Below are 26,201 nucleotides of genomic sequence, written 5' to 3'. Positions count from 1 at the left end.
GGAGGAATATCATTTATGATATCAGCGGGTGATTTTAGAAACGGTATCACATTGGAGATCGAGGGTACTGTTTATCAGATTATGGAGTTCCAGCATGTAAAACCTGGAAAGGGTGCTGCATTCGTAAGAACTAAGATTAAAGATGTGTTAAACGGCGGCATTAACGAGCGCACATTCCGCCCGACAGAGAAGTTCCCACAGGCAAGAATCGATAGATTTGACATGCAGTATCTGTATGCTGATGGAGATCTTCATAACTTTATGGATACGAATACCTATGAGCAGATGGCGTTATCTCCAGATATTATCGGTGATGCGTTAAAGTTTGTAAAAGAGAATGAGACGGTTAAGGTATGTTCTTATAATGGTAAGGTATACTCCGTAGAGCCTCCGTTATTCGTGGAGTTGGTTATTACAGATACAGAGCCGGGATTCAAGGGTGATACCGCTCAGGGAGCTACCAAGCCAGCTACGGTTGAGACCGGTGCGGTAGTATATGTTCCCTTATTTGTAGATCAGGGTGACAAGATTAAGATTGATACACGTACAGGTGAATACCTGTCCAGAGTATAAAAGGAAAAGGACCGGGCGATCTGCAAGGTCCTTTTATTAATTATGTATGATATTGAGAAAACAACGTAGAAAGGATCGTTCTAATATTCCTGCGTTGTTTTTATGATTTAAAGTACGCCTGTTGTCATTGGTAACAATGTTTGGATTGGAGGCGGTGCGATTATTATGCCCGGTGTAACCATTGGGAATAACGTTGTGATTGGTGCAGGGAGCATTGTGACAAAAGATATACCTGATCATCAGATTGCATATGGCAATCCGTGCAGAATAATACGGGAAAATATTTAAATACGGGGAAATGCAAAGAGAGAATATTGCAAGCATAGAAGGTAAATATGATAAAATAATAAAAAGAAAGCACCTTTTTGGGAAAAGATAAGGATTGTGCGATCCTCATAACTTAAAAAGGCGCTTATTTTATTACCGGATCACCTATTCCTGTCCATGTTGCTGAAGATCATGGAGCAGTACAGTTTTGGAAAAGAAAAGGGAAAAGAATTTGATTTTTAAGGTCACTTGTAATATAATTAATATTTAGCGTAGAAATATCTGGAATAGAAAAAGGAGACCAGGAACTGATGAAGAAGATTCTTGATTTGATTACAGCAGAGATGAAGGCAGCATTTGCGAACTGCGGATACGATGAGGCTTATGCAAAGGTAACCTTATCTAATCGTCCGGACCTTTGCGAATACCAGTGTAACGGAGCCATGGCAGCAGCCAAGGCTTATAAAAAGAAACCGTTTGATATAGCATCAGAAGTGGTGGAAAAGCTTGCCGCCAGTCATGTATTTGCTGCAGTGGATGCAGTGATGCCGGGATTTATCAATTTAAAGCTCAATTCAGATTATCTGGCAGACTATATGAACGGCATGGCTGACGAAGAACAGTGCGGCTGTGAAAGAACAGAAAACCCCATGACAATTGTGGTGGATTACGGCGGTGCCAATGTTGCAAAGCCTCTGCACGTAGGCCATCTTCGTTCCGCGGTTATCGGGGAGAGTATTAAGAGAATGGGCCGATTCCTTGGACATCATGTCATTGGAGATGTTCACCTTGGAGACTGGGGCCTTCAGATGGGACTGATCATTGAGGAGCTTAAAGACAGAAAACCGGAGCTGCCTTATTTTGACGAGTCCTATGAAGGAGAGTATCCAAAGGAAGCACCCTTTACCATCAGTGAGCTGGAAGAGATATACCCTGCGGCCAGTTCAAAAGCCAAATCCGATGAGGAATTCAGCACCAGAGCTCATGATGCCACTTTGAAACTGCAAAACGGTTTTAAACCTTACCGTTCCATCTGGCGTCATATTATAGAAGTATCTGTTTCTGATTTAAAGAAAAATTACGGAAATCTCAATGTTTCCTTTGATCTATGGAAAGGGGAAAGCGATGCGGAACCCTATATTGCCGGTTTAATAAAGGAGCTGGAAGATAAGGGCCTTGCTTATGAAAGCCAGGGAGCCCTTGTTGTGGATATTGGAGAAGAGGGGGATACCAAAGAACTTCCTCCCTGTATTGTAAGAAAATCTGACGGTGCAGCCCTTTATTCTACTTCTGATCTTGGAACCATCATTGAACGTGAGAAAGATATAAAGCCTGACTGGTACATCTATCTTACGGATAAACGCCAGGAACTGCATTTTGTCCAGGTGTTCCGTGTGGCGAAAAAGGCAGGCTTTGTATCACAGGATAAAAAGATGTCTCATCTTTACTTTGGAACCATGAACGGAAAAGACGGTAAGCCATTTAAGACAAGGGACGGTGGAGTTATGCGTCTGGAAACACTGATTTCTGATATCAGCCAGGCAGCTTATGAAAAGATCATGGAGAACCGTACCGTTTCTGAGAAAGAGGCGGAGGAAACATCAAAGATCGTGGGAATGGCAGCCTTAAAGTATGGGGATCTGTCTAATCAGGCATCCAAGGATTATGTGTTTGATATGGACCGTTTCGTATCCTTTGAGGGGAATACCGGCCCTTACATCCTTTATACGATCGTAAGAATAAAGTCCATTCTGGCAAAATACCAGGGCCTTGAGGATAAATACCAGGGTGAGGAGCAGATTCTTGCAGCTGCATCGGAGGCAGAAAAAGACTTGATGCTCCAGCTTTCCAGATATAATGAAATCATGGAAACAGGCTTTACGGAGCTTGCGCCCCATAAAATATGCCAGTACATTTATGAACTTGCCAATGCTTTTAACCGTTTTTACCATGATACCAAGATCATATCCGAAGAGGATAAAAAACGGCAGGCATCCTGGATTCGTTTAATCAGGCTAACCAAGGATGTATTAAATGCATGCATTGGCGTACTGGGAATCGAGGCGCCGGAACGAATGTAATGGTGAACGGATGTGAGGAACTATGAGAGTATCACACTTGACGACAAATACCTTCTGGAAGGGTGAATCAGGTGTCAGTGCCCTGGTGGAGGATCAGGGAAAGGAATATAAGGCAAATTTGCATATCAAGGGTAGTCAGGTTTTTGACTACTCTTGTTCTTGTGCCCAGGGAAATTCTTACCGGGGGATGTGTCCTCACTGCAAAGCTCTGTTTGAGGTGTATAAAGAGCAGGAGTCAAACCCTGGAAGGCCTGTACTCACTTCCCAGCAGGCAAGAGCCATGATCCGGGAATATACCAACCGGGAGGTGTCCCGGATCATGAGCGAGGGAGAAGAGGAACAGGTGAAACTTTCCCTATCCCTCCTCATCAGCCGAAGAGAAGTGAAGCTGGAGTTTAAGCTTGGAAAGGACCGGCTCTACATGGTGAAGGATCTGGCTGCATTTGCAAATGCGGTAGAAAACGGCACCTATGTGGAATACGGCAAAAATCTGGCGTTTCATCACAGCCCTTCTGCCTTTGCGAAAGAGAGCCGCCCCCTTCTGGAATTTGTACTGGAGATCGTAAATGCATATTGTGAGCATTATGAACAGTTTCAGAAAAGTTCCTTTTCCACAAAACCTGTTCTGCGGTTTTTAAATTTAAGCCGCGCAAACCGGGACCGTTTCTTTGGAATCATGATGGGAGAGACCCTGGAATTTGAGGATTACAAGGGGCAGAAGCGGCAGCTGATGATCGTTGACCGCAATCCCAACTTAAAGGTTACGGTAAAGCGTCAGGGACGGGATGGAGTTTTTGTTTCTGTTGACCGGGAGCTTTTGACCTTTGAGGGGGAACACCGCTTATATCTTGCAGATATGAAATACTTATACTGCTGTGACCAGCCCTGCAGTGAGGCCCTCTCCGTGTTTCTGGGGCAGATGATGGAAGGATTTAAACCTTCTTATGAAACGGAAATCAATGACAAGGATATGCCTCTTTTTTATGAACGGGTTTTAAAAAGGATTGCTGCCTACTGCACCATTGATTCCAAAGAACTGGATCTGGAAGCTTATAAACCGGAGGAGTTAAAGGCGAGGTTTGACTTTGATTCCGATGGGCAGGGCGGACTGATTTTAAAGCCGACCCTTTCCTATGGGGACTATTCCTTCCAGCCGGTGGAAGATGAGCGCCTGCCCCGCACCGTGTGCCGGGATGTGCCGGGAGAGTTCCGCATCAGCCGCCTGATAACCCGCTACTTTAAATATAAGGAATATGAATCGGAATATCCGGCCATTCGGGATGATGAGGAAGCGGTATACCGGTTACTCACTTCCGGGATGAGAGAATTCATGGCGTTGGGAGAGGTTTATTTTTCCGAATCCTTTAAAAAGTTAAAAGTTCTTCCTCCTCCCAAGGTATCCATCGGAGTCCGGAGTGTAGGGAACTGGCTGGAACTGGACGTGGATACGGCAGGGCTGTCAGGAGAGGACTTAAGCAGGCTTTTGGAAGTATATAGCCAGAAAAAGAAGTATTACCGCTTAAAGAGCGGAGAATTTATAAGTCTTGACGACAACGGGCTTATGACGGTTGCAAAGCTGATTGAGGGCTTATCTGCTGACCCTGACAAGCTGGGCAAGTCGTTCCGCCTACCCAAATACAGGGCGCTTTATCTGGACAGCATTTTAAAAGAAGGAAACGGCATTACCCTTTACCGGGACCAGCTCTATAAGGCGGTGGTTCGGGGAATGAAGTCTGTGGAGGACAGTGATTTTGAGGTCCCCCAGCCTCTGCGCCATGTACTGAGAGGATATCAAAAGACGGGATACCGCTGGCTTAAGACGTTGGATAGCTATGGCTTTGGCGGAATCCTTGCCGATGATATGGGACTTGGAAAGACCATCCAGATCATAGCCCTGCTCCTTGATGAAGCAGGTAAAAAAGAACATACGACTTCCCTTATCGTCTGCCCTGCATCCTTGGTATACAACTGGGAGAATGAATTTCACATTTTTGCTCCTTCTCTTAAAGTTACTACGATCACCGGCCAGGCAGGAGAGCGGGAAGAGCTGTTAATGCATACGGATGAGGAAGATGTGCTGATCACATCCTATGACTTATTAAAACGGGATATTGATCTTTATAAGGATAAGTTCTTCCGGTTTCAGGTCATTGATGAGGCCCAGTACATCAAAAATGCATCCACACAGAGTGCAAGAGCGGTAAAAAGCATTGAGGCAGGAAACCGGTTTGCTTTAACCGGTACTCCCATTGAAAACCGTTTATCAGAGCTATGGAGCATTTATGATTTCTTGATGCCGGGATTTCTTTTCTCCTATCGGAAATTTAAAAAAGAATATGAACTTCCCATTGTCAGGGAGCAGGAACGGCCGGCGCTGGAGAGCCTTCACCGCCTGATCGGCCCCTTCCTCTTAAGGCGGCTTAAGAAAGATGTGCTGAAAGAATTGCCGGACAAGCTGGAAACCATTGTTTATTCCGCTTTTGACAAAGAGCAAAAAGAGCTGTATGCGGCAAACGCATTCCGCTTAAAGCAGGAGCTTGAAAATTTAGATGGCAGTTCGGGAAGGGATAACATCCAGATCCTTTCGGCTCTTACCAGACTCCGTCAGATCTGCTGTGATCCTCATTTGTGCTATGATAATTACAGAGGCGCATCTGCAAAGCTGGAAACCTGCATTGACCTGGTTCGGAACGGGGTAGAAGGCGGGCACAAGATCCTGCTCTTTTCCCAGTTTACCTCTATGCTTGATGTGATCGGTCAAAGGCTGAAAAAAGAGGCGGTTCCATACTATATGCTGACCGGAGCAACTCCGAAAGAAGATAGGCTCCATATGGTAAATTCCTTTAAAGATGATGAGATCCCCTTATTCCTGATTTCCTTAAAGGCAGGCGGTACAGGACTTAACCTGACTGCGGCGGATGTGGTCATACACTTTGATCCATGGTGGAATGTGGCAGCTCAGAACCAGGCCACGGACCGGGCCCACCGGATCGGCCAGGAGAAGCAGGTGAGCGTATTCAAGCTGATCACAAAGGGGACGATTGAGGAAAATATTTTAAAGCTTCAGGAATCCAAAAAAGATTTGGCGGAACAGATTATAACAGAGGGAACCGTGTCCTTAAGTAATCTGACCAAAGAGGATTTATTGGGGCTTTTGGATATATAGTTAATTGAATGAAAGGATGGATAAGTGATGAAAGTACTAATGTTAAATGGGAGCCCTCATGAGAGAGGCTGTACCAACCGTGCCCTCCTTGAGGTGGAATGGGCCTTGAATGAGGAAGGCATTGAGACAGAGATCCTTCACGTAGGGAGCCAGTCTGTCCATGGATGTATTGCCTGCCAGAAGTGTTCAGAAACAGGAAGATGCGTATTTACTTATGATTTGGTTAATCAGGTGCTTGATAAAATGGAAACAGCGGATGGGCTGATCGTAGGTTCCCCTGTTCATTATGCTTCTCCCAACGGCACCGTGCTTTCCTTCCTGGACCGTTTGTTTTATGCAGGAAGGGATTTTGCCTTTAAGCCTGGAGCAGCTGTTGTGTCCGCCCGGAGAGCAGGAACCACAGCTTCTCTTGATGTTTTAAACAAATATTTCACCATTGCCCAGATGCCGGTGGTTTCTTCCACTTACTGGAACATGGTTCACGGATTTACGCCTCAGGAGGTGGAACAGGATTTGGAAGGGCTTCACACCATGAGAGCTCTCGGAAAAAATATGGCATGGCTTTTAAAATGTCTTGAGGTAGGAAAGGCCGCAGGAATCAGCCTTCCCGCCTGGGAAGAAATCCCAAGAACAAATTTCATTCGATAAACAAGAAAAATTACCCTTTACTTTTTTTAGTTGTGGTGTATAATGAGATAGGCACTATATGTAGTGATTCAAAACTTAGAGATACAAAATATAGAAGAGGTTAAGGTGACAGGGATGATTAAAGTTCAAAAACGTGACGGCAGAATTGTGGAATATAACAGGGATAAAATCATTACAGCCATTCGGAAAGCCAATGCAGAGGTGGAAGCTTCTGAGCGGGCCGGAGAGGAAATGATTGATACAATACTGGATCATGTGGAGAGAGATAACGAAGGCGTGATCAGTGTGGAAGCAATTCAGGACATGATCGAGAGCAGTCTGGTAAATAAGAACAAATATACGCTTTCCAAAAAATACATCATTTACCGTTACCAGAGGGCTCTGCTTCGGAAGGCAAACACAACCGATGAGTCTATCTTAAAGCTGATTAAAAATGAGAACAAGGAACTGGCAGAGGAAAATTCCAACAAGAATACCATTCTGGCATCGACTCAGAGAGATTACATCGCGGGAGAGGTGTCCAGAGACTTAACCAGAAGAATGCTGCTTCCGGAGAGGATTTCTCTTGCCCATGACCAGGGCTCCATTCACTTCCACGATGCGGATTATTTCGTACAGCCGATTTTTAACTGCTGTCTGATCAATATCGGTGATATGCTGGATAACGGCACCGTGATGAATGAAAAAATGATCGAGAGTCCTAAGAGTTTTCAGGTGGCGTGTACGGTCATGACCCAGATCATAGCGGCTGTTGCCAGTAACCAGTACGGCGGCCAGTCCGTAGATATCCGTCATTTGGGAAAATATTTAAGAAAAAGCAATGATAAATTCCATAAGCAGATCCGTGTAGAATTCGGGGATACGATTTCTCCTGAGATGGTGGAAAAGATGGCTGCCATCCGTCTGAGAGATGAGTTAAAATCCGGTGTCCAGACCATTCAGTACCAGATCAACACCTTAATGACAACCAACGGACAGGCACCCTTTGTAACTCTGTTCCTATGCCTAGATGATAACGACGAATACTTAAAGGAAAATGCCCTGATCGTGGAGGAGGTACTCCGCCAGAGGCTTGAGGGGATCAAGAACGAAGCAGGCGTATATGTCACTCCTGCATTTCCTAAACTGATTTATGTTTTAGATGAGAGTAACTGCTTAAAGGGCGGAAGATATGATTACATAACGAAGCTGGCAGTGAAATGCTCTTCTAAACGCATGTACCCGGATTATATTTCTGCTAAGAAAATGCGGGAAAATTACGAGGGGAATGTATTCAGCTGCATGGGCTGCCGGAGCTTCCTGTCTACATGGAAGGATGAGAATGGCAATTACAAGTTTGAGGGAAGATTTAATCAGGGAGTGGTAAGCCTTAACCTGCCGCAGATTGGTATTCAGGCAAAGGGAGACGAAGATACGTTCTGGAAGATTTTGGATGAACGTCTGGATCTATGCTACGAGGCTCTGATGTGCAGACATAAGTCCCTGGAAGGCACTCTTTCCGATGTAAGTCCGATTCACTGGCAGTACGGCGCCATTGCAAGGCTTAAAAAAGGTGAAACGATCGACCGGCTCCTTCAAAATGGCTATTCTACCATATCTTTGGGATACATCGGCCTTTATGAGACAACAAAGCTTATGAAGGGGGTCAGCCAGACAGATCCGGTAGGAGAAGAGTTTGCTCTTCGCGTCATGAATTATATGCGGAAGGTTGTAGACCAGTGGAAAAAGCAGACCGGTCTTGGCTTTGGCTTATACGGGACACCGGCGGAATCTCTCTGCTACCGGTTTGCCAAAATTGACCGTGAGCGGTTTGGAAACATACCTGATGTGACGGACAAGGGTTATTACACCAACTCTTATCACGTTGATGTGCGGGAATCCATTGATGCATTCAGCAAATTCACCTTTGAAAGCCAGTTCCAGAATATTTCCTCCGGCGGAGCCATTTCCTATGTGGAGGTTCCCAATATGCGGAACAATCTGGAAGCAATGGAAGAAGTGGTGAAATTCATTTACGATAACATCCAGTACGCAGAGTTTAACACCAAATCAGATTATTGCCAGGAATGCGGTTTTGACGGTGAGATCATCATCAATGAAGATATGGATTGGGAATGCCCTCAGTGCCATAACAAAGATAGGAAGCGGATGAATGTGACCAGAAGAACCTGCGGTTATCTGGGAGAGAATTTCTGGAACACCGGAAAGACAAAGGAGATCAAATCCAGGGTTCTTCATCTATAGGAGGTGTGCCATGAATTATGCAACCATAAAGCCTACGGATGTAGCGAACGGCCCAGGGGTCAGGGTGTCTTTGTTTGTCAGCGGATGCAATCACTGCTGTAAGGAGTGTTTTAATTCCGAAGCCTGGGATTTTCATTACGGCCAGGAATATGGTCCGGAAACCGGCTCAAAGATACTGGAATATTTAGACCATCCCTATATCGCAGGCTTAAGCCTGCTGGGGGGAGAGCCTATGGATCCCAAAAATCAGAAGGGCATCCTGTCTTTGATAGAGAAAGTAAAGGAGCGTTTTCCGGAAAAGACGATCTGGTGCTACACCGGCTATGATTTTGAAAAGGATATTCTGGGGGACATGGCCGGAAAGCTTCCAGAGACAAGGCGGATCTTAGACTGTCTGGATGTCCTGGTAGACGGAAAGTTTGAAGTGGAAAAAAAGGATTTAAAGCTGCGGTTTAAAGGGTCATCCAATCAGAGGATCATTAAAGTGCAGGAATCCCTTGATATGGGAAAGATTGTATTGTGGGAATAAAAAACAGGGTATTTTGCAGTCTGCCGTAAAGGCGGCGGCAAAATACCCTGTTTTAGCTTCTTACCGTTTAAAACCGGCCACTTACCCATAATCCCTGTAAAAACCGGTTCTAATATGATATGATGAACTGGCAGTCAGGAGGAAGCAGTATGAAGGTCAATATTAAAACAGTCAGCCATGATGCGGAAGAATCTGCGGAGCTGTACATCCATAAGCGGGATGAGGCGGTGGACCGTCTTGCGGAATATTTAGAACAGGATTTGTTCCGGTCGATAACGCTCTTGTGCCATAGGGAAGAGAAAATCTGCCGGGTTCCGAGCCCAGAAATTTATTTGATTGAAACGGTGAAGGAAAAGCAGGTGGTCCATACGAAAGAGGAAACCTATGAGACAAATAGGAGACTTTACGAACTGGAGCGGCTTCTTCCGTCTAATTTTATCCGGATATCCAAGTCTGTAATCATGAATATAGATAAGGTAAGGACCTATACTCCTATGCTCAATGGGCTTATGAAGGTCTCTATGATAAATTCCCAGGTGACTTATATTTCCAGGAAATATTTAAAAGAGGTAAAAGACAGGATTTTGGAGGCGAGGCATTATGAATAGAAACGAGGGAAAAAGAGAGCTTTTTTGGGAAATTATGTTTTCCGGAGCCGATTTGGGGATGATTTTATTTGTAGGTGCTTTAATGGGACTTTGGCTTTTCTCCGGTAGACAGGGGCTGGAGATTATCATGGACCGCCTGGGCCTTTTTTTTCTCATTTATCTTGCGGCAGGCTGCCTGCTCCAGCTCTTAAAACAGCTGCCTGAAATGGATTTAAGCTGGCTGCGGGGCATGGCTTTTATGTACTGGTTTGATATTTTATTAGTTCTCTTATTGTTTCTTGCTGCATTTCTTCCGGATTATTTAAGATACATGATCTTATCGGATGCTGTGGTGCTTGTTGGGAGATGGGCGTTAAATTACCTTTATGCAAAGCGTACTGCCAATGAACTGAATAAAGCAAAGGGAGGACGTACCCTTGTTATTGATTTAAATGAAAAGCCAGGCACTAAAGAAGAATTTTTCTCTGTCCTGGAAAATTACTGCATCAAAAACCGCTTGAGCCTGGAATATATAGAACGGGATATTCCGGCTGTGGTTAAGCTTGACGGAGTCCTTCATGAGGTGGATTTAAGGAGTTACTATACGTATGGAGGACCTGTGTATACCATGGACATTACAAAGCTTTAATTGGCAAGTCAGGAGACTATCCGAGTATGAGAGTGTTCACAAACCTGGGAACCTATGGTAAAATAGATGAAGTAGAATGAACAGGACAGGAGCGGAACATGACTGACAATCCAAGGAAAAGTGAAAAAACAAAATACCGTCTGGCTGATTCCATAAAGGATTGCATGAAAGCCAAGCCCGTTGATAAGATTACGGTCCAGAACATTGTGGATGGATGTGGGATGACTAGACAAACCTTTTACCGTAATTTTAAGGATAAGTACGATTTGATCAACTGGTATTTTGATAAGCTGGTGCTGGAATCTTTTGCCCAGATAGGGGTTGACAAAACCGTACGTCAGAGCCTGAAGGAAAAATTCGAATTCATCAAAAAGGAAAAGGTATTCTTTACGGAGGCGTTCCGTTCCGACGATTATAACTCTTTAAAAGAACATGATTTTGAACTGATCATGGGATTTTATACGGAACTCATCACCAGGAAGAGACAGGAGATGCTTTCTGAGGAAATCCAGTTTCTTCTTGAGATGTATTGCAGAGGTTCTGTATACATGACGGTGAAATGGGTCCTTTCGGGCATGAAGCAGACTCCGTCCGAGATGGCGGAAAGTCTGACAGAAGCCATGCCGCCCAAGCTGGAAACGGTATTTTCAGAAGTAGGCCTGATTTAGTCATGATTGCCATAAAGGAAAAGTTACAGTTTGTGTCTTTTGTAACAATTGTTACAAAGTATACGGATTGTAACTTTATTTTTTGCCTACATGTTGTTAAAATAATAACATAATAACATGTCAATTTATTAAGGAGAAGGAGAGGTTATCATGGCAAACAGGATTGTATTAAACGAAACATCATATCACGGCTCCGGTGCAATTTTAGAGATTCCGGGCGAGGTAAAAAGAAGAGGATTTCAAAAGGCATTTCTTGCATCAGATCCCGACTTAATTAAGTTTAACGTAACCTCAAAGATCACAAAGATCCTGGAAGAAAACGAAATGGATTATGAGATCTATTCAGATATCAAGCCAAACCCGACCATCGAAAATGTCCAGACAGGGGTAGAGGCATTTAAAACGTCAGGAGCGGATTATATCATAGCGGTCGGCGGCGGCTCTTCCATGGATACGGCCAAAGCAATCGGCATCATCATTGCAAATCCGGAATATGAAGATGTAAGAAGCTTAGAAGGAGTGGCTCCCACTAAAAAACCAAGCGTACCGATTATCGCCGTTCCCACCACAGCAGGTACGGCAGCGGAAGTTACCATCAACTACGTGATCACTGATGTGGAAAAGAAACGCAAATTTGTCTGTGTGGATCCTCATGATATTCCCATTGTTGCCATCGTTGATCCGGACATGATGGCCAGCATGCCAAAGGGCCTGACTGCCGCTACAGGCATGGACGCCTTGACCCATGCAATCGAAGGTTATATTACAAAGGGTGCCAATCCAATCACAGATATGTTCAATTTAAAGGCTGTTGAATTAATAGGAAAGAGTTTAAGAGGAGCCGTGGAAAATACCGCCGAAGGCCGGGAAGGCATGGCATTGGGTCAGTACATTACAGGTATGGGATTTTCAAACTGCGGACTTGGTATCGTGCATTCCATGGCACATGCACTTGGCGCTGTTTATGACACGCCTCATGGGGTGGCAAACGCCATTCTGCTTCCTACCATCATGGAATTCAACGCCGAAACAACCGGTGAGAAGTACCGTGATATCGCAAGGGCAATGGGCGTAGAAGGAACTGAGAGTATGACGGAGGAAGAATACCGCAAAGCAGCGGTTGATTCGGTCAAAAAGCTGTCTGCAGATGTAGGGATACCGGCTGATTTAACACAGATTGTAAAAGAAGAGGACGTGCAGTTCCTGGCAGAATCCGCAGCGGCAGATGCATGCGCTCCGGGAAATCCCAGGGAAGCCAGTCTGGAAAATATCATTAAACTCTATAAATCGCTTATGTAATCAAAGGAAACCTCCTGGCCCTTGGTCAGGAGGTTTTTCCTATACCCCGATATCTATGGAAAAAGAACTTGAAATAAGATCAGAATCGGTTATCCTGAAAGTAGTATAAATGGATAAGGAGAAGACCCATATGAATGATCGAATGAAAAAGGCCGAATCAGTCTTAGAGATGCTTCCCGGTTTTCAATATCTCTATAAAGGAGAAGTGAATACAGAAACTGTGAAGTATCTGATAAGGAAGGGCTGGGCTCTGGAGGCGGAAGACTGCGGATCTGTCCATCTGGCCTCTCTGGCCGGAATGGACAGGAACGACATTTATTTCCCGGCTCTTGATAAAGAGCCGGCAGCCATAAAAGCAGTCATTGGGACATGTAAGTTCGTTGCATCCAGTTTGAAAGAGATGGAACTTATCAATGAAGCGGCAGCCGGATATCTTGCACCGGGACATCTGGAAGTGATAGGAATTTCCGTGATAGTGGAAGCTTATGACAATGGAACAATGCCTGGCTTTCGGGTGGAAGAATTATTTCAATTAGCCGCAGAAGCCAGAAAATTGCGTTTCATATCCATACACGGCTGCTTCATCCAGGCCAATACGAACGGGCTGTCTGGAGAAGATCTTGGAAGATATCTAAGAGACTGCTATGAAACGGCCAAGCTGGTTACCACAACCATACCCTGTGGCATGTCTTACATAAATGCAGGCAATTCCATGGAACCGGCGGTTCAAACCATGAAATCAGGCCAGGAAGCTCAGGAAAAGCTTCAAACTGCTGCAAAGATCATGGTCAACCAGAATAAGACCGCATTTTATGCAAAACTGCTTCTGCAATAATGAAAGATCTCCCCGCTGCGAGAAACTGCATCTGTCTCTAACAGCGGGGAGATTTGAATTCCATTATATCTTTCTATAGTACGTGTCTTTTAACGGCAGGCTCTGTCTGAATACTCCATCCAGCCTGTAGTAAGCATGAGCACAGGCGGGAGAGGTGGGGATCATGCATAATTCCCCGCATCCTTTGGCACCAAAGGAGTAAGGCAGTTTATCCTCTTCTTTTGGCTGGCAGAGAATTACTTCCAGTTCAGGTGCCTCGTCTGCTCTCATAAATCCGATGGTACCGAATTTGCTGGCAGGATATCCATTTTCACATTTAAACTCTTCTGTGACGCCATAACCGATTCCCATGATCATACCGCCTTCAATCTGGCCTTCCACGGACCCAATGTTTACTGGAGTTCCCACGTCAAAGGCAGATACTGCCTTGGTGATTTTTCCTTCTTCATTTAAAATAATTACCTGAGTTCCGTAGGAATAAGATACGTGGCTCACAGGATTATCCTTGATGGCTCCCAGCGGATCTGTTTGAGCAGAATATTCTCCGAAGAATTCGTGTCCTTCTAAGTCTGCCAGGCTGTTTCCGCTGTCTAAGGCACATTTTAATTTTTCACCGGCTCTGCGGGCTGCCTCCCCTGTAACAACCGTCTGACGGGAAGCAGTGGAGGTTCCGGAGTTAGGAGTCCTTATGGTATCTGCCGCTTCAAAAACAAAAAGGGAAGGATCAAGTCCGGATGCATGACAGATTTCTGTTAAAGCCATTTGACCGATTCCCTGGCCCATGCAGGAGGCGGAGGTTCGGATATGAACCTTTCCGTCCTCAATGGAAAGAAGGACACGGCCTATATCCATTTTACCCATTCCGGTTCCTGCGTTTTTAAAGCCGCAGGCAATTCCGGCGTAAGGATTGGAATAATAAATATCCTTTACAGCATCGAGGCAGGCTTCCATATTGGTATTGGGGTCAGCGGTCTGTCCGTTTGGAAGGACATCACCTGGTTTGATGGCATTCTGCCGGCGGATTTCCCAGGGATCCAGTCCGGCCATTTCTGCCAGCAGATTGATATTCATTTCCGTTGCAAAGCAGCTCTGGGTTACGCCAAATCCCCGGAAAGCGCCGGAAACCACGTTATTGGTATAAACGGACATACCAAAGATATCGATGTTCTGATAGTTATATGGACCGGCTGCATGGGTACAGGCGCGGTGGAGCACTGGGCCGCCCAGAGAAGCATAAGCTCCCGTATCAGCAATGATTACCCCCTTCATAGCAGTCAGACGGCCGTTTTCATCACAGGCTGTGGTGAATTCCATTTCCATGGGATGGCGTTTTACATGGTAATTTAAGGATTCCTGACGGCTGTATTTTATCTTGACAGGTTTCCTGGTATACCAGGCCATTAAGGCAGCATATTGCTGTACAGACATATCCTCCTTGCCGCCGAAGCCACCGCCCACTAAAGGTGCGTGGCAATGAACCTTTTCCTTTGGAAGGCCCAGCATCTGGGCGCATTCTCTCTGAACGTCATATATGGACTGGCTGGTGGTGTAAATCAGCAGGCCGTCATCCCCTTCAGGAAGTGCCACGCAGCACTCCGGTTCCATGAAGCCATGCTCCTGCCAGGAGGTTTTGTATTTTCTTGTTACTACATATTTTGAGTTTTTAATGGCTTCATCTGCATTTCCCCGCACCAGGTTGGCCCGGCTCATGATGTTGCCGTCTTCATGAATGAGAGGAGCATCTCCCTTCAAAGCCTCATAAGGGCTGGTGATGGCAGGAAGCTCCGTATAATCAACGTCAATGAGAGCCAGAATTTCTTCCAGGGCTTCTGCACGGGTCGCTGCAATGACTGCCAGGGCATTTCCAACGTAACGGGTGATATCTCCTTCGCCCATAAGAACATCCCAGTCCTGCTTGATGTGGCCGATCTTATTGCATGGTACATCCTTTTTTGTCAGGATTTCCACACAGTCCGGGTGCTCCAGTGCTTTTGATACATCGATGCGGTTGATCATAGCTCTTGGATACTTGGAATACAGGCATTTGGCGTACAGCATGCCAAGCAGATACATATCATCGGCAAAGATTCCTGTTCCGTTTACTTTCTCTGCAGCATCAATACGCTTAAAGTGCTCATTCATGTGCAGGGCAGTAGGAGATTGTGGGATCTCCAGGTTTTCTCTGAAAAAGTCAGCCGCCAGAAGAATGGCATCTTCAATCTTTTTATAGCCGGTACAGCGGCATAAATTGCCCTTAATTGCCTTTTTAACTTCCACTCTTGTAGGGGTGAGATTCGTATCCAGAAGACTTTTGGCAGAAATGACCATGCCGGGAATACAGAAGCCGCATTGAACAGCCCCGGCCTCTGCAAAGCAGTGTTCATATACCTTCATTTCTTCCGGGGCGATTCCTTCCACGGTAAGAATATTTTTCCCCTCCAGCGTGCTGATTTTAGGGACACAGGCCTTTACTTTTTTTCCGTCAATAAGAACCGTACAGGTTCCGCAGGCTCCTTCGCTGCAGCCCTCCTTTGTAGCTGTCAGATGAAGATCATCACGTAAGAAACGCAGCAGTTTTTTATCGTGGGGCGTTTCGTAGTCCTGCCCATTGATGTGCAATATGTACATGTGTAAACTCCTTCCGGCTAAATGCCTTTTTCTTCTAAGAAATCTTTAAGCAGATTCATACAGACTGCTTTTCGGTATTCAGCAGATACCCGGCCTCTGGTCAATACCAGGCGCTCCCCGTAAGCAGACAGCAGCTCTTCTTTTAATTCGCTGGCCTCTTCGAGGGTTTTTCCAGATAGTTTGGCTTCTAAATCCTGAAAACGGAGAACCGTATCGGACACAGCCCCAAATGCGGCGGCCATCCCTTGGATCCGTCCATTTTCTACAGTCAGAAGACCTGCGAATGAAACACGGGAAATGGCAAGAGCGTTTCGTCCGCCGACTTTTTTATAATAATAGTTATCCAGGCCCCGTTTTGGGAGGAGTATCTCTACAATCAGTTCCTCTGGCTTCAAGTCCAGTTTTTTTCTTCCCAGATAAAAGTCTTCCATGTTTACGGTCCGCTGACCGTGGACAGAGGCTAGACGTATTTTTGCGCCGCAGACAAAAAGAATCAGCACGGAATCGGCCTTGGCAGATCCGTTTCCGATATTGCCGCCAAAGGTTCCCGTGTTCCGGATTGCAGGTGCAGCAATTTGTGCAACAGCCTCTTTCATAAGCGGGTGAATCAGGTCGGATTCCAGCGCCTCTGTAAAGGTAACGCAAGAACCGATGGAAATATAATCCCCTTCCTCCCGGATATGCCTTAATTCATCCAATCCGTTTAAGAAAAGATAGGAGACTTCTTTTCTGTTTTCCACCATAAGGTCTGTGCCGCCTGCATAGGGAACGGCATCGGTAGTTTTCTTTATCTCCAATGCTTCCTGTAAGGAAGCCGGTCTGTATCCATTTACCATAATCCATTTCCCTCCTTTGCGGCGATATGAATTGCATTTACAATGGCGTTGTATCCGGTGCAGCGGCATAAGTTGCCGGATAGTCCTTCCCTTATCTGACTGTCTGTGGGATTGGGGATCTTGCTCAAAAGAGCTTCGGTTGCCATTACCATTCCCGGAATACAAAAACCGCACTGAACCGCCGACGTAGCAGAAAAGGCTTTATTTAATACGGTAAACCGTTCTGTTTCCCGAAATCCTTCCAGAGTGACAATGCTGGCACCTTCTGCAGCTCCCATAGCAACACAGCAGGAGTTTACCAGAATTCCGTTCATCAGGACGGAACAGGCGCCGCATTCTCCTTCTTTGCATCCGCATTTAACACTGGTCATACGGAAGGCATCTCTTAAAACATCCAGAAGACGGTCTGCCGCGCTTCCGTCATAAGCAGTTTCCTCTCCATTTAACAGAAAATTGATTGCTTCCATTATAACCCCTCCTTCATAATCACTTTCATGGTATCCTCTGCTGTAAATGGGGCGTGATTCAGCTTGATTCCAAGCCCCAGGGCCTGTTCCACAGCTTCCACATAAGCGGCAGGAATCCCTACCAGAGGCAGTTCTCCGGCTCCTTTGGCCCCATAAGGTCCGTCAGGGTATTTTTCCACATGCAGCATACATGTTAAGTTCGTCACATCGGCAGAAGTGGGTATTAAATAGTCAGAGAAGGAATTGTTTCGGATTCTTCCTTTCTGGTCGTAATCCATATATTCGGTGGAAGCATAGCCGATCCCCTGAAGGAATCCGCCTTCCATCTGTCCCATGACAATGTTGTAGTCAATGGGAGTGCCTACGTCAAAATTGCCGTAAGCTCCAAGGATTTTCGCCAGCCCTGTGTAGGTATCCACCTCTACTTCCGCGGCGTTGACACCCCAGGCATAGGTAGGATAAGCATCACCCTGGAATTTATCCAGGTAGAAGGGAATGACAAAATCAGGTTCTTTAAACCGTTCTTCCACCAATTGATCTTCTCCGTCCTTCCATTGTGAGCGCAGCTTAATGGCACAGCGGCGGAGGAGTTCCCCCACTACCATAAGGGAACGGGAGGCAACGGTAGGGCCGGAGTCCGGAACCCGGGCCGTATCCGGATGATCGTAATAAACCATATCAAGAGGAAGGTTTAGTTCCCTGGCAACGATTTTAGGAAACGTGGTACGCAGCCCCTGACCGATTTCTCCGTTGGAAGCCAGGATCTCCACCGTGCCGTCAGGATATTTGTGAAGTCTGCATACGGCTTTGATAATGTCCCGTTCCCCGGAGCCGGTAAACCCGGCCCCGTGAAAATGCATGGAAATTCCGATTCCCCTGCGGTATCGTCCGGTCTGAGGCTTTGCGTATTCCCGGCGCTTTCTGCGGTAATCACATGCCTGGTCGATTTCTTCGATCATGGAAGGAATGGGTACAGGAAAATGGTATTTTCCAGAAGTGGAAGTGGAATCCCCTTGTTTTACAATGTGTTTTTCCTTAAATTCCAGACTATCGATTCCAAGATCCATTGCAATGTGGTCCATCATCATTTCAACTGCAAAAAATGTCTGAGGGGCGCCGAACCCCCGGTAGGCTCCTGTGGGAGTGGTATTAGTTTTTAAGGCTCTTCCTCTTACGTGGAGATTCTCAATGTTATAGATTCCGTTTGAGCAGATAATGCCCCGTTGAAGAACCACGGCAGACAGGGTGGTGTAAGCGCCGCTGTTGAATTTTACATCTATGTCCATGGCGGTTACTTTGCCATCCCTGACGGCAACTTTATATCTGCAGAGGGAGGGGTGGCGTTTGGAGGTAAACTCTAAATCTTCACGGCGGTCAAAGATGCAGCGGACGGGAGCGCCGGCCTTTTTGGCAGCAACAGCCACCTGACAACCCAGGATTGACGGAAATGCCTCTTTTCCGCCGAAGCCTCCTCCGGTCACATCCTGTTTGATATGTACCTGATCCGGTCCGCAGCCAAGAGCCCGCATAACGGCTCCGTGTACGTAATAGGCGCATTGGAGAGAGCCGTGGATGAACATTTTTCCATTATTTTCAGGTTCCGCCATCATTCCCTGGGTTTCCAGATAGGTCTGGTCCTGATAACCGGTGGCAAATTCTTCTTCATAGATCTTATCAGCTTCAGCAAAGGCCTTCTCCATATTCCCTTTGCCATATTCGTAGTCAAAGAATACGGTATCCGCATTGCCAAGGTCCAGAACAGGTTCCAGTTCTTCATAGGAAACCTGGATCTCAGTCAGAATACGGTCTACCACCGCTTCTTCCGGACCCACTACCATTCCAATGGGCTCTCCGATGTATTCTACCGTTTCCCGGGCATAAACAGGCGTATCATCCATGACGATGTTTACATGATTGTCACCGGGAACATCAAACTTATCAACGTAAAAATAGCCGTCAGGAAGCGGTGGGATGTTCACGGCGGAAAGCTTTGCACGGGCTAGCTTGGAACGAAGCATTTTACCTACCAGAACCCCGTCATTTTCATAATCGCCTACATAAACAGAGCGGCCCGCCATCTTTGCCTCATGGTCTTTTTTAACTACTGGCTGACTGATGTTTTCCATTGTTTCATTACCTCCTTTTATATTTTGGCCGGACAAAACCGGCTGATGCAGATTTCATAATCTTCCATGGTATCCAGATCCATCCATACGCCGTCATCATCTACTGGTACGTGGATGATGGAATTCTCCTGCTGCTTCCATAATTGCCGCAGACCGCCTTCTCCTTCAAATTTCAGTATGATGTCACGGAATCTGTAATCAATCAGGGGAGGGTGCTTTCGGTATCCTCCCAAAGTGGGAAAGAGGACAGAGGGCCGGTCATCTGGCCGGGCTTTTAAAAGTTTAAGGAATGTGTTTTTTTTAACAACCGGCATATCACCTGGAAGCAGGAAAAATGCTTTGCAATGGGGCATGGAGCGAACGCCATATTTTATGGAAGTCAGCATATCGGTAGTTTCATAGTGAGGATTGCTGGCGTAAATGATTTCTTTTCCATAATGAAGGCGAAGAATTGATTCAATCTCATTCCCCCGGTAACCCAGAACGATTACGATCTGTTTCACTCCAGCTGACAGCATGCTGTCGATGGTGCTTTCAATCAGGGTTTTTCCCTGAAACGGCATCAGTGGCTTAAAATCCCCCATGCGGCTGGACAATCCTGCGGCCAGTATGAGGCCGCAGACAGAACTGGCTCCAAGCAAAAAAATCCCCCCTTTCATAACAACACTATATTTATAATGTCATTATAAAAGGGAGGTATGTATGTTTCAAATTCTTCCTGGGAAGCACTCGCTTTACCGGAACAATCCACTGTCACGGAAGAGAGAAGAAAACTCTTTTTGTGTAAACTGAAATATACTATCCTCCAGCTTCTGCCATGTCTTTAAGAACTGGATGCCCTGAGGAGTCAGGGTGGTGTTTCCGCCACGTTTGCCTCCGTGTCTCCGCTCTGCAATGGGATATCCCGTTTCCTCTTCCAGTTTATTTAACATATCCCATGCTTTCCCGTAGGATAAAGCCATGCGGTCACAGGCACTGCGGACGGAATGGGTGTCAAGGATCAGATACAGCAGAAGTTTGATTCTTGTATTAAAGAAAACGGATTCTTTTTGGAGGTTTAACTGAACGGTTGGATGGAGAAGCGCCCGGTTGTGCTCCGCCAGGTAATCCTCCAATTGACGGCAGTCCCGTACACTGATAAAGATTCCGGGGTCATCAACCGGTAGAAAGATGCGGCGGTCGGACATAGAAGATATGGCTGCCTTTAAACCTCCGTTTCCAGAGTAAGCAATGATTTCAGGAACAATTGTTTCTGAAAGAATAATGGGATGTCCGCCTTTGCCTTTGCAGGAAGGCGTTACAACATCCCCGTTGGCGGCCAGCAGGCTATTTAAAGTGGCCGGAGTGAACATGGGAACATTAACCGGTGTAAAAACCATCCGGTCACATTTCCCCAGTAAATATTTAAGTCCTATTTTTACGGAGTCAATAAGCTCTGGCTGCTCGCAGTTCTCATTGCGGATAAAGATCACACCATAGCTGGATAACTGGTATTTTACTTCATCCTCCTCTGCTCCGGTTACGACTACAATGGGAAAAATGCCAGCCTGTTGAAAGGATATAACAATACGTTTTATTATGGGGATTGTCCCGATCTGCAATAATGGTTCCGCATCTTTTTTGCTGGCGGCTGCAATCACCCCGCCAATTCGGCTGATTTTCATATTGGGTCCTCCTCCTTAAATATATATCTGTTTCAATCATAGCATGAAGCCGGTAGCCGGGCAAGTTCTTGTAACAAGGATCTTGACAGAATTGTTATGGAAGATAAGCCTTATTGAAGCATAGGAAACTCTGTTAATATGGTATTTATTGCCGTTACAGGATTTTATGGGGAAAAACTGGATGCAAAATCAGAAAGATAATGTTATGATAAAACAGGTAAGGAGATAATGCTGAAATGACAGATACAAAGAATGATTTTTCAAAAGGAAACGTGGTGGAAAATATATTAAAGCTGGCCGTCCCCATGACATTGGCTCAGCTGATCAATGTGCTTTACAACATCGTTGACAGAATTTACATAGGAAGGCTTCCGGAAAATGCGACCATGGCATTAACAGGACTTGGACTGTGCCTTCCCATTATTTCCATAGTCATAGCCTTTGCCAATTTATTCGGCATGGGCGGTGCGCCTTTGTGCTCCATTGAGAGGGGGCGGGGTAATGATAAAGAAGCGGAAAAGATCATGGGTAATTCCTTTGTCCTTCTGGTGGCTTTTGGCCTGGGGCTTACCGTTTTGGGTCTGATTTTAAAAAAGCCCATGCTATATTTGTTTGGTGCCAGCGATTTAACTTATCCGTATGCGGATCAATACATCAGCATTTACCTGCTTGGCAATGTTTTCGTTATGATTGGCCTTGGGATGAACAGTTTTATCAACTCTCAGGGATTTGGAACGATGGGAATGGTAACGGTTCTTTTGGGAGCGGTTGCCAATATTATTTTAGACCCCATATTTATTTTTGGTCTGGACATGGGGGTAAGAGGCGCGGCCCTTGCGACCATATTGTCTCAGTTTCTTTCTGCTCTCTGGATAGTTAAATTCCTGACAGGAAAGAAAGCGATTTTAAAGCTTAAGACCTCCTGCTTTCGTTTGAGAAAACACAGGGTGAAAAATATCATTGCCCTTGGAATGTCAGGCTTTACCATGTCCATTACCAACAGCCTGGTGCAGATCATGTATAATGCTTCCTTACAGCGCTATGGCGGCGATTTGTATGTGGGAGTTATGACCGTCATCAATTCGGTCCGGGAGGTAATCTCCATGCCTGTAAGCGGAATTACCAATGGTGCGCAGCCGGTCATGGGCTTTAATTACGGAGCAAAAAAATATGACCGAGTAAAACGGGCAATTATTTTTACATCAGTAGTATCCATTGCATATACCACAGTCATGTGGGGGCTGGTCCATGGCTTTACGGAGTTTTTTATCCGGATTTTCAATCAGGAAGAAGCACTGTTAAAGGCAGGTGTTCCGGCGATGCGGATCTATTACTTCGGCTTCTTTTTCATGTCCCTGCAGTTTGCCGGCCAATCTGTGTTTGTAGCCCTGGGAAAAGCAAAAAAAGCGGTATTTTTCTCCATCTTCCGCAAGGTGGTGATCGTGATTCCTCTGATTCTCATCCTTCCGGGTTTGCTTGGAAACGGATCGGCAGGAGTCTTTATGGCGGAGCCGGTTTCCAATCTCATCGGAGGAGGAGCCTGCTTTATAACCATGCTGGTGACCATATGGCCGGAGCTTAGTGAAAAAAGAAAATAGTAAAAGGAGTAAAGTATGAAAACCATAACCAGGGATTATATTACAAATGTTCTTGCAAAGGAGAATCCGCCCTGCGGCAGGATCAAGGCAGGAGAAATCGTGGCCTTTGAGACCTACGACTGTTTTACAAACCAGTTTCTTCCGGAAGAGGCGACCTTTGAAAATGTGATAAGAAAGCCAGGGAATCCGGCTACAGGGCCTCTCTATATTGAGGGAGCGATGCCGGGAGATATGCTTAAGATCGATATTCTGGATATTGAAATGGGCCCTGTGGGTATTGTCATGCTAGGGCCTGGCAGCGGAAGCGAAAAGGAGGAATTTCCCCGGAAAGTATTAAGGCGGGTGCCCGTAAAGGGAGGATATGCCTATTTCAATGAACGGGTCAAAATCCCGGTAAAACCCATGATCGGCGTCATCGGAGTGGCACCGGCAGGCGAGGGAGTATCCACCATCACCCCCATGGACCATGGCGGAAATATGGATTGCACTCAGATCAAAAAGGGAGCATCCTTATATCTGCCTGTATTTGTGGAGGGAGCTCTTTTGTCCATGGGAGATTTTCATGCTATCATGGGAGACGGCGAAGTGGAGGACTGCGGTCTGGAAATACAAGGACGGGCTACCGTCCGGGTGAGCGTAGTGAGAAATAAAAACTGCGTTTCCTATCCAATGATTGAAACAGAGGATAAGCTTATCACCCTTGCATCCAGGGAACAGGTGGAGGAGGCCTGGCGGGCGGCTTCCAGACAGCTGTATGAGTTTATGAAGGAAAAGGTTGGGATGGATTATGAAGAAGCCGGCATGCTGCTTACCATGACCGGGGACCTTGTCATCTGCCAGACAGTAAACCCGATGAAGACGGTGAGAATGGAACTTCCCCGTCATATAACTCAAAGTTATGGTTTTGATTCCATTTCGGTTTAGTAAATAAGGCCTTAGATTCTTGACAGCCAACCCTTTTTGGAAGATAATGATAGATAAATTACAATAACTGACAGATATGCCGGTAAGGGAAAGGAAGAGTATCAATGCAGACAATCAGAATCGAAAAAACAACTTGCCCGAAAGAAAAACCAGGCAATGATAACCCGTTGACATTTGGAACCATATTTACGGATCATATGTTTGAGGTGGACTATGAAGAGGGAAAGGGCTGGTATGATCCCAGGATTGTGCCTTATCATAAGCTGGAGCTGGACCCTTCTTCCATGGTATTCCATTACGGACAGGAGATGTTCGAGGGCTTAAAGGCATACAAGACAGAAGACGGCAGGGTCTTGCTGTTCCGTCCTGATAAGAATATCGAGCGTGCCAACAGAAGCAACCGAAGGCTTTGCATACCGGAGATTCCGGAAGATCTGTTTTTAGAAGGATTAAAAACAGTTGTAAACGTGGATCAGGACTGGATTCCTACAAAACCGGGAACCTCCCTTTATATCAGGCCCTTTGTAATTGCTACCGATCCATTCTTGGGGGTCAGGCCTTCCAACACCTATAAGTTCATGATCATCTTATCGCCTGTTGGAGCTTATTATGCCAGTGGCCTTGATCCGGTCAAGATATGGATCGAGGATGAATATGTGAGAGCGGTAAAGGGCGGCATCGGTGAAGCTAAGACAGGGGGGAATTACGTTGCTTCCCTGGCTTCTCAGGTAAAGGCTCATGATGAGGGCTATTCCCAGGTGTTATGGCTTGACGGCGTTCACCGGAAATACATCGAAGAAGTAGGTGCCATGAACATCTTCTTTAAGATCAACGGCGTGGTCATCACCCCGGAGCTAAACGGAAGCATTCTCCCGGGCGTTACCAGGGATTCCGTCATTGCCCTGTGTAAAAAATGGGGAGTGGCTGTTGAAGAACGGAAGGTTTCGGTTGACGAGGTGGTTGCGGCGGCAAGATCCGGCGCAATGGAAGAATGCTTTGGTACAGGAACGGCAGCCGTTATATCCCCAGTTGGTGAGCTTCGGTTTGAGGAAGAGAGAATGTCTGTGGGAGGCGGTAAGATCGGAGAATTGACCCAGAAACTTTATGATGCCATTACCGGCATCCAGCTGGGCATGATTGAAGGGCCAGAGGGCTGGTCCGTGGAAGTAAAATAAATCATACAGAATTTATCCGGCGGAGCTGATCCTATAGCGCCGCCGGAAGTTTTGAGGAATACAGAAAGATTAAGGGAGCCGGATATGACAGCGGTACTGATAAAGGCAGTTTCATTTGTATCAATTATTATTATGGGATACCTGCTCAAACGTGCAGGTTTTTTTCAGGCAAAGGATTTTTACCTGATTTCCAGGGTCGTGATTAAGATTACCCTTCCTGCAGCCATTGTTTCCAATTTCAGCAGGATCACCATGGATTACTCCATTCTTTTTGTATGTGTAATCGGATTTTTGTGCAATTGTGTGACGGTTGCCGCCGGGTATGTGATGTATGCCCGAAGAACAAAGGACACAAGGGCTTTTGCAATGATCAACATGTCTGGATATAATGTTGGAAATTTTACCATGCCCTTTGTACAGAGCTTTTTGAGTCCGGTTGGATTTGCAGCCACAAGCCTGTTTGATGCCGGGAATGCTGTTATGTGTACCGGAATGACTTACACCCTGGCCAGTATGGTGATCGGAGAGGAGGAAAAGCCTTCCTTAAAAAAGGCTGTGCTTAATCTTTTTTCCTCGGCTCCTTTTGATGCGTATGTCATAATGACTGCTTTAAGCATACTTAATATAAAGCTGCCTTCTGTTTTGGTCACCATTGCGGATACCGCAGGGGGAGCCAATGCGTTTCTCGCACTTTTAATGCTTGGCATTGGTTTTGAGATCCGTATGGAAAAGGAAAAGATGAGCCACATTTTCAGGATATTAGGAGTAAGGTATATTATTGCGGTTTTAATGGCAGTTGGGTTTTATTTTCTGGCACCTTTTGGACTTGATGTACGCCGGGCACTGGTGATCGTGTCTCTTGGCCCTGTGTCATCAGTGGCGCCTGCTTTTACCGGTGCTTTAAACGGAGATATCGAGACAGCAAGCGCAATCAATTCCCTGTCAATTGTCATCAGCATAGCTGCAATTACGGCAGCTTTGATCATTCTTTTATAAGAAAATTTTTTATGACGCTTGACAAACGGCACAACCGTGTTATAATCTAAAGCTATAAAGCAATATAGAAAAAGCATTGACAAGACCAGTATCATATCAGGAAAGGCCAGAGAGAGGCGCGTTTGGTGAAAGCGTCTTACGGGAATGATATGAGAAGACCAGCTTGGAGCGTCCCGTAATGGGGAACGGTGATTCCGTTATCATCATATGAAGTGGTTTGAACGTTTAATTTGTTCACTCA

General features: G+C 45.8%; 21 protein-coding genes and 1 pseudogene. 16 read left to right on the top strand and 6 right to left on the bottom strand.

Annotated elements, in window-relative coordinates; all coding sequences use genetic code 11:
* Positions 1–15: 15 nt before the first annotated feature.
* From efp to BMW45_RS25595, 12 genes and pseudogenes are all read left to right on the top strand, one after another.
* A complete protein-coding gene (gene efp, locus BMW45_RS25650) occupies positions 16–573 on the top strand; it encodes an elongation factor P (protein WP_092250585.1) in 558 nt (185 codons plus the stop codon).
* 111 nt (positions 574–684) lie between these two features.
* A pseudogene (locus BMW45_RS29050) lies at positions 685–861 on the top strand (DapH/DapD/GlmU-related protein); the annotation flags it as partial.
* Positions 862–1,151: 290 nt separating this feature from the next.
* Complete coding sequence (gene argS, locus BMW45_RS25640) at positions 1,152–2,921, top strand: arginine--tRNA ligase (protein WP_092250582.1); 1,770 nt, start codon at positions 1,152–1,154, stop codon at positions 2,919–2,921.
* Between the two features lie 22 nt (positions 2,922–2,943).
* Positions 2,944–6,087 carry a DEAD/DEAH box helicase gene (locus BMW45_RS25635; RefSeq protein ID WP_092250579.1) on the top strand — a complete coding sequence of 1,048 codons (3,144 nt, stop codon included), beginning with the start codon at positions 2,944–2,946 and terminating at the stop codon, positions 6,085–6,087.
* Positions 6,088–6,114: 27 nt separating this feature from the next.
* Entirely contained in the window at positions 6,115–6,735 is a 621-nt protein-coding gene (locus BMW45_RS25630) for a flavodoxin family protein (RefSeq protein ID WP_092250577.1), read from the top strand.
* A 114-nt stretch (positions 6,736–6,849) separates the two neighbouring features.
* Positions 6,850–8,979 carry an anaerobic ribonucleoside-triphosphate reductase gene (gene nrdD, locus BMW45_RS25625; RefSeq protein WP_092250574.1) on the top strand — a complete coding sequence of 710 codons (2,130 nt, stop codon included), beginning with the start codon at positions 6,850–6,852 and terminating at the stop codon, positions 8,977–8,979.
* A gap of 10 nt (positions 8,980–8,989) precedes the next feature.
* Positions 8,990–9,508 (top strand): anaerobic ribonucleoside-triphosphate reductase activating protein, encoded by a 519-nt coding sequence (gene nrdG / locus BMW45_RS25620; protein ID WP_092250571.1) that lies wholly within the window; start codon positions 8,990–8,992, stop codon positions 9,506–9,508.
* Between the two features lie 149 nt (positions 9,509–9,657).
* Positions 9,658–10,116, top strand: coding sequence for a LytTR family DNA-binding domain-containing protein (locus BMW45_RS25615; RefSeq protein ID WP_092250568.1), 459 nt, complete (start codon positions 9,658–9,660; stop codon positions 10,114–10,116).
* Complete coding sequence (locus BMW45_RS25610; RefSeq protein WP_092250565.1) at positions 10,109–10,744, top strand: DUF4318 domain-containing protein; 636 nt, start codon at positions 10,109–10,111, stop codon at positions 10,742–10,744. The genes BMW45_RS25615 and BMW45_RS25610 overlap by 8 nt, the downstream gene beginning before the upstream one ends.
* A gap of 98 nt (positions 10,745–10,842) precedes the next feature.
* On the top strand, positions 10,843–11,412 hold the full coding sequence (locus BMW45_RS25605) for a TetR/AcrR family transcriptional regulator C-terminal domain-containing protein (RefSeq protein ID WP_025233454.1): 570 nt from the start codon (positions 10,843–10,845) through the stop codon (positions 11,410–11,412).
* Positions 11,413–11,562: 150 nt separating this feature from the next.
* Positions 11,563–12,711 carry a lactaldehyde reductase gene (gene fucO / locus BMW45_RS25600; RefSeq protein ID WP_092250562.1) on the top strand — a complete coding sequence of 383 codons (1,149 nt, stop codon included), beginning with the start codon at positions 11,563–11,565 and terminating at the stop codon, positions 12,709–12,711.
* A gap of 130 nt (positions 12,712–12,841) precedes the next feature.
* The gene (locus BMW45_RS25595; RefSeq protein WP_092250559.1) at positions 12,842–13,546 is read left to right on the top strand and encodes a type III PLP-dependent enzyme domain-containing protein; all 705 of its coding nucleotides are present in this window, start codon (positions 12,842–12,844) and stop codon (positions 13,544–13,546) included.
* Positions 13,547–13,609: 63 nt separating this feature from the next.
* Here the strand turns inward: BMW45_RS25595 and xdh are convergent, their stop codons facing one another.
* The 6 genes from xdh to BMW45_RS25565 all read right to left on the bottom strand — a co-directional run bounded on the left by xdh (position 13,610) and on the right by BMW45_RS25565 (position 21,267).
* Positions 13,610–16,174, bottom strand: coding sequence for a selenium-dependent xanthine dehydrogenase (gene xdh / locus BMW45_RS25590; RefSeq protein ID WP_092250556.1), 2,565 nt, complete (start codon positions 16,172–16,174; stop codon positions 13,610–13,612).
* A 17-nt stretch (positions 16,175–16,191) separates the two neighbouring features.
* Positions 16,192–17,010 carry an FAD binding domain-containing protein gene (locus BMW45_RS25585; protein WP_092250552.1) on the bottom strand — a complete coding sequence of 273 codons (819 nt, stop codon included), beginning with the start codon at positions 17,008–17,010 and terminating at the stop codon, positions 16,192–16,194.
* Positions 17,004–17,477 carry a (2Fe-2S)-binding protein gene (locus BMW45_RS25580; RefSeq protein ID WP_092250549.1) on the bottom strand — a complete coding sequence of 158 codons (474 nt, stop codon included), beginning with the start codon at positions 17,475–17,477 and terminating at the stop codon, positions 17,004–17,006. Before BMW45_RS25580 ends, BMW45_RS25585 begins: the two co-directional genes overlap by 7 nt.
* Positions 17,477–19,603: a xanthine dehydrogenase family protein molybdopterin-binding subunit gene (locus tag BMW45_RS25575; RefSeq protein WP_092250546.1), complete on the bottom strand. Its 2,127-nt coding sequence runs from the start codon at positions 19,601–19,603 to the stop codon at positions 17,477–17,479. The genes BMW45_RS25580 and BMW45_RS25575 overlap by 1 nt, the downstream gene beginning before the upstream one ends.
* A gap of 17 nt (positions 19,604–19,620) precedes the next feature.
* The gene (locus BMW45_RS25570) at positions 19,621–20,244 is read right to left on the bottom strand and encodes a nucleotidyltransferase family protein (RefSeq protein WP_207649149.1); all 624 of its coding nucleotides are present in this window, start codon (positions 20,242–20,244) and stop codon (positions 19,621–19,623) included.
* 93 nt (positions 20,245–20,337) lie between these two features.
* On the bottom strand, positions 20,338–21,267 hold the full coding sequence (locus BMW45_RS25565; protein ID WP_092250540.1) for an NTP transferase domain-containing protein: 930 nt from the start codon (positions 21,265–21,267) through the stop codon (positions 20,338–20,340).
* 236 nt (positions 21,268–21,503) lie between these two features.
* Between BMW45_RS25565 and BMW45_RS25560 the strand changes: the two genes are divergently transcribed.
* The 4 genes from BMW45_RS25560 to BMW45_RS25545 all read left to right on the top strand — a co-directional run bounded on the left by BMW45_RS25560 (position 21,504) and on the right by BMW45_RS25545 (position 25,960).
* Positions 21,504–22,865 carry an MATE family efflux transporter gene (locus tag BMW45_RS25560; RefSeq protein ID WP_092250537.1) on the top strand — a complete coding sequence of 454 codons (1,362 nt, stop codon included), beginning with the start codon at positions 21,504–21,506 and terminating at the stop codon, positions 22,863–22,865.
* Between the two features lie 15 nt (positions 22,866–22,880).
* Positions 22,881–23,789 carry an acetamidase/formamidase family protein gene (locus tag BMW45_RS25555; protein ID WP_092250534.1) on the top strand — a complete coding sequence of 303 codons (909 nt, stop codon included), beginning with the start codon at positions 22,881–22,883 and terminating at the stop codon, positions 23,787–23,789.
* A gap of 104 nt (positions 23,790–23,893) precedes the next feature.
* On the top strand, positions 23,894–24,964 hold the full coding sequence (locus BMW45_RS25550) for a branched-chain amino acid aminotransferase (RefSeq protein WP_025233449.1): 1,071 nt from the start codon (positions 23,894–23,896) through the stop codon (positions 24,962–24,964).
* Positions 24,965–25,048: 84 nt separating this feature from the next.
* Positions 25,049–25,960: an AEC family transporter gene (locus tag BMW45_RS25545; RefSeq protein ID WP_092250531.1), complete on the top strand. Its 912-nt coding sequence runs from the start codon at positions 25,049–25,051 to the stop codon at positions 25,958–25,960.
* Positions 25,961–26,201 lie beyond the last annotated feature (241 nt).

The organism is Lacrimispora sphenoides, from assembly GCF_900105215.1.
Taxonomy (GTDB): Bacteria; Bacillota; Clostridia; order Lachnospirales; family Lachnospiraceae; genus Lacrimispora; species Lacrimispora sphenoides_A.
This window is presented reverse-complemented; position numbering and strand designations above follow the sequence as displayed.

Excerpts from the sequence above, each read along its gene's own strand:
- efp (WP_092250585.1), top strand. The coding sequence starts at position 16 with ATGATATCAGCGGGTGATTTTAGAAACGGTATCACATTGGAGATCGAG.
- argS (WP_092250582.1), top strand. The coding sequence starts at position 1,152 with ATGAAGAAGATTCTTGATTTGATTACAGCAGAGATGAAGGCAGCATTT.
- BMW45_RS25635 (WP_092250579.1), top strand. The coding sequence starts at position 2,944 with ATGAGAGTATCACACTTGACGACAAATACCTTCTGGAAGGGTGAATCA.
- BMW45_RS25630 (WP_092250577.1), top strand. The coding sequence starts at position 6,115 with ATGAAAGTACTAATGTTAAATGGGAGCCCTCATGAGAGAGGCTGTACC.
- nrdD (WP_092250574.1), top strand. The coding sequence starts at position 6,850 with ATGATTAAAGTTCAAAAACGTGACGGCAGAATTGTGGAATATAACAGG.
- nrdG (WP_092250571.1), top strand. The coding sequence starts at position 8,990 with ATGAATTATGCAACCATAAAGCCTACGGATGTAGCGAACGGCCCAGGG.
- BMW45_RS25615 (WP_092250568.1), top strand. The coding sequence starts at position 9,658 with ATGAAGGTCAATATTAAAACAGTCAGCCATGATGCGGAAGAATCTGCG.
- BMW45_RS25610 (WP_092250565.1), top strand. The coding sequence starts at position 10,109 with ATGAATAGAAACGAGGGAAAAAGAGAGCTTTTTTGGGAAATTATGTTT.
- BMW45_RS25605 (WP_025233454.1), top strand. The coding sequence starts at position 10,843 with ATGACTGACAATCCAAGGAAAAGTGAAAAAACAAAATACCGTCTGGCT.
- fucO (WP_092250562.1), top strand. The coding sequence starts at position 11,563 with ATGGCAAACAGGATTGTATTAAACGAAACATCATATCACGGCTCCGGT.
- BMW45_RS25595 (WP_092250559.1), top strand. The coding sequence starts at position 12,842 with ATGAATGATCGAATGAAAAAGGCCGAATCAGTCTTAGAGATGCTTCCC.
- xdh (WP_092250556.1), bottom strand. The coding sequence starts at position 16,174 with ATGTACATATTGCACATCAATGGGCAGGACTACGAAACGCCCCACGAT.
- BMW45_RS25585 (WP_092250552.1), bottom strand. The coding sequence starts at position 17,010 with ATGGTAAATGGATACAGACCGGCTTCCTTACAGGAAGCATTGGAGATA.
- BMW45_RS25580 (WP_092250549.1), bottom strand. The coding sequence starts at position 17,477 with ATGGAAGCAATCAATTTTCTGTTAAATGGAGAGGAAACTGCTTATGAC.
- BMW45_RS25575 (WP_092250546.1), bottom strand. The coding sequence starts at position 19,603 with ATGGAAAACATCAGTCAGCCAGTAGTTAAAAAAGACCATGAGGCAAAG.
- BMW45_RS25565 (WP_092250540.1), bottom strand. The coding sequence starts at position 21,267 with ATGAAAATCAGCCGAATTGGCGGGGTGATTGCAGCCGCCAGCAAAAAA.
- BMW45_RS25560 (WP_092250537.1), top strand. The coding sequence starts at position 21,504 with ATGACAGATACAAAGAATGATTTTTCAAAAGGAAACGTGGTGGAAAAT.
- BMW45_RS25555 (WP_092250534.1), top strand. The coding sequence starts at position 22,881 with ATGAAAACCATAACCAGGGATTATATTACAAATGTTCTTGCAAAGGAG.
- BMW45_RS25550 (WP_025233449.1), top strand. The coding sequence starts at position 23,894 with ATGCAGACAATCAGAATCGAAAAAACAACTTGCCCGAAAGAAAAACCA.
- BMW45_RS25545 (WP_092250531.1), top strand. The coding sequence starts at position 25,049 with ATGACAGCGGTACTGATAAAGGCAGTTTCATTTGTATCAATTATTATT.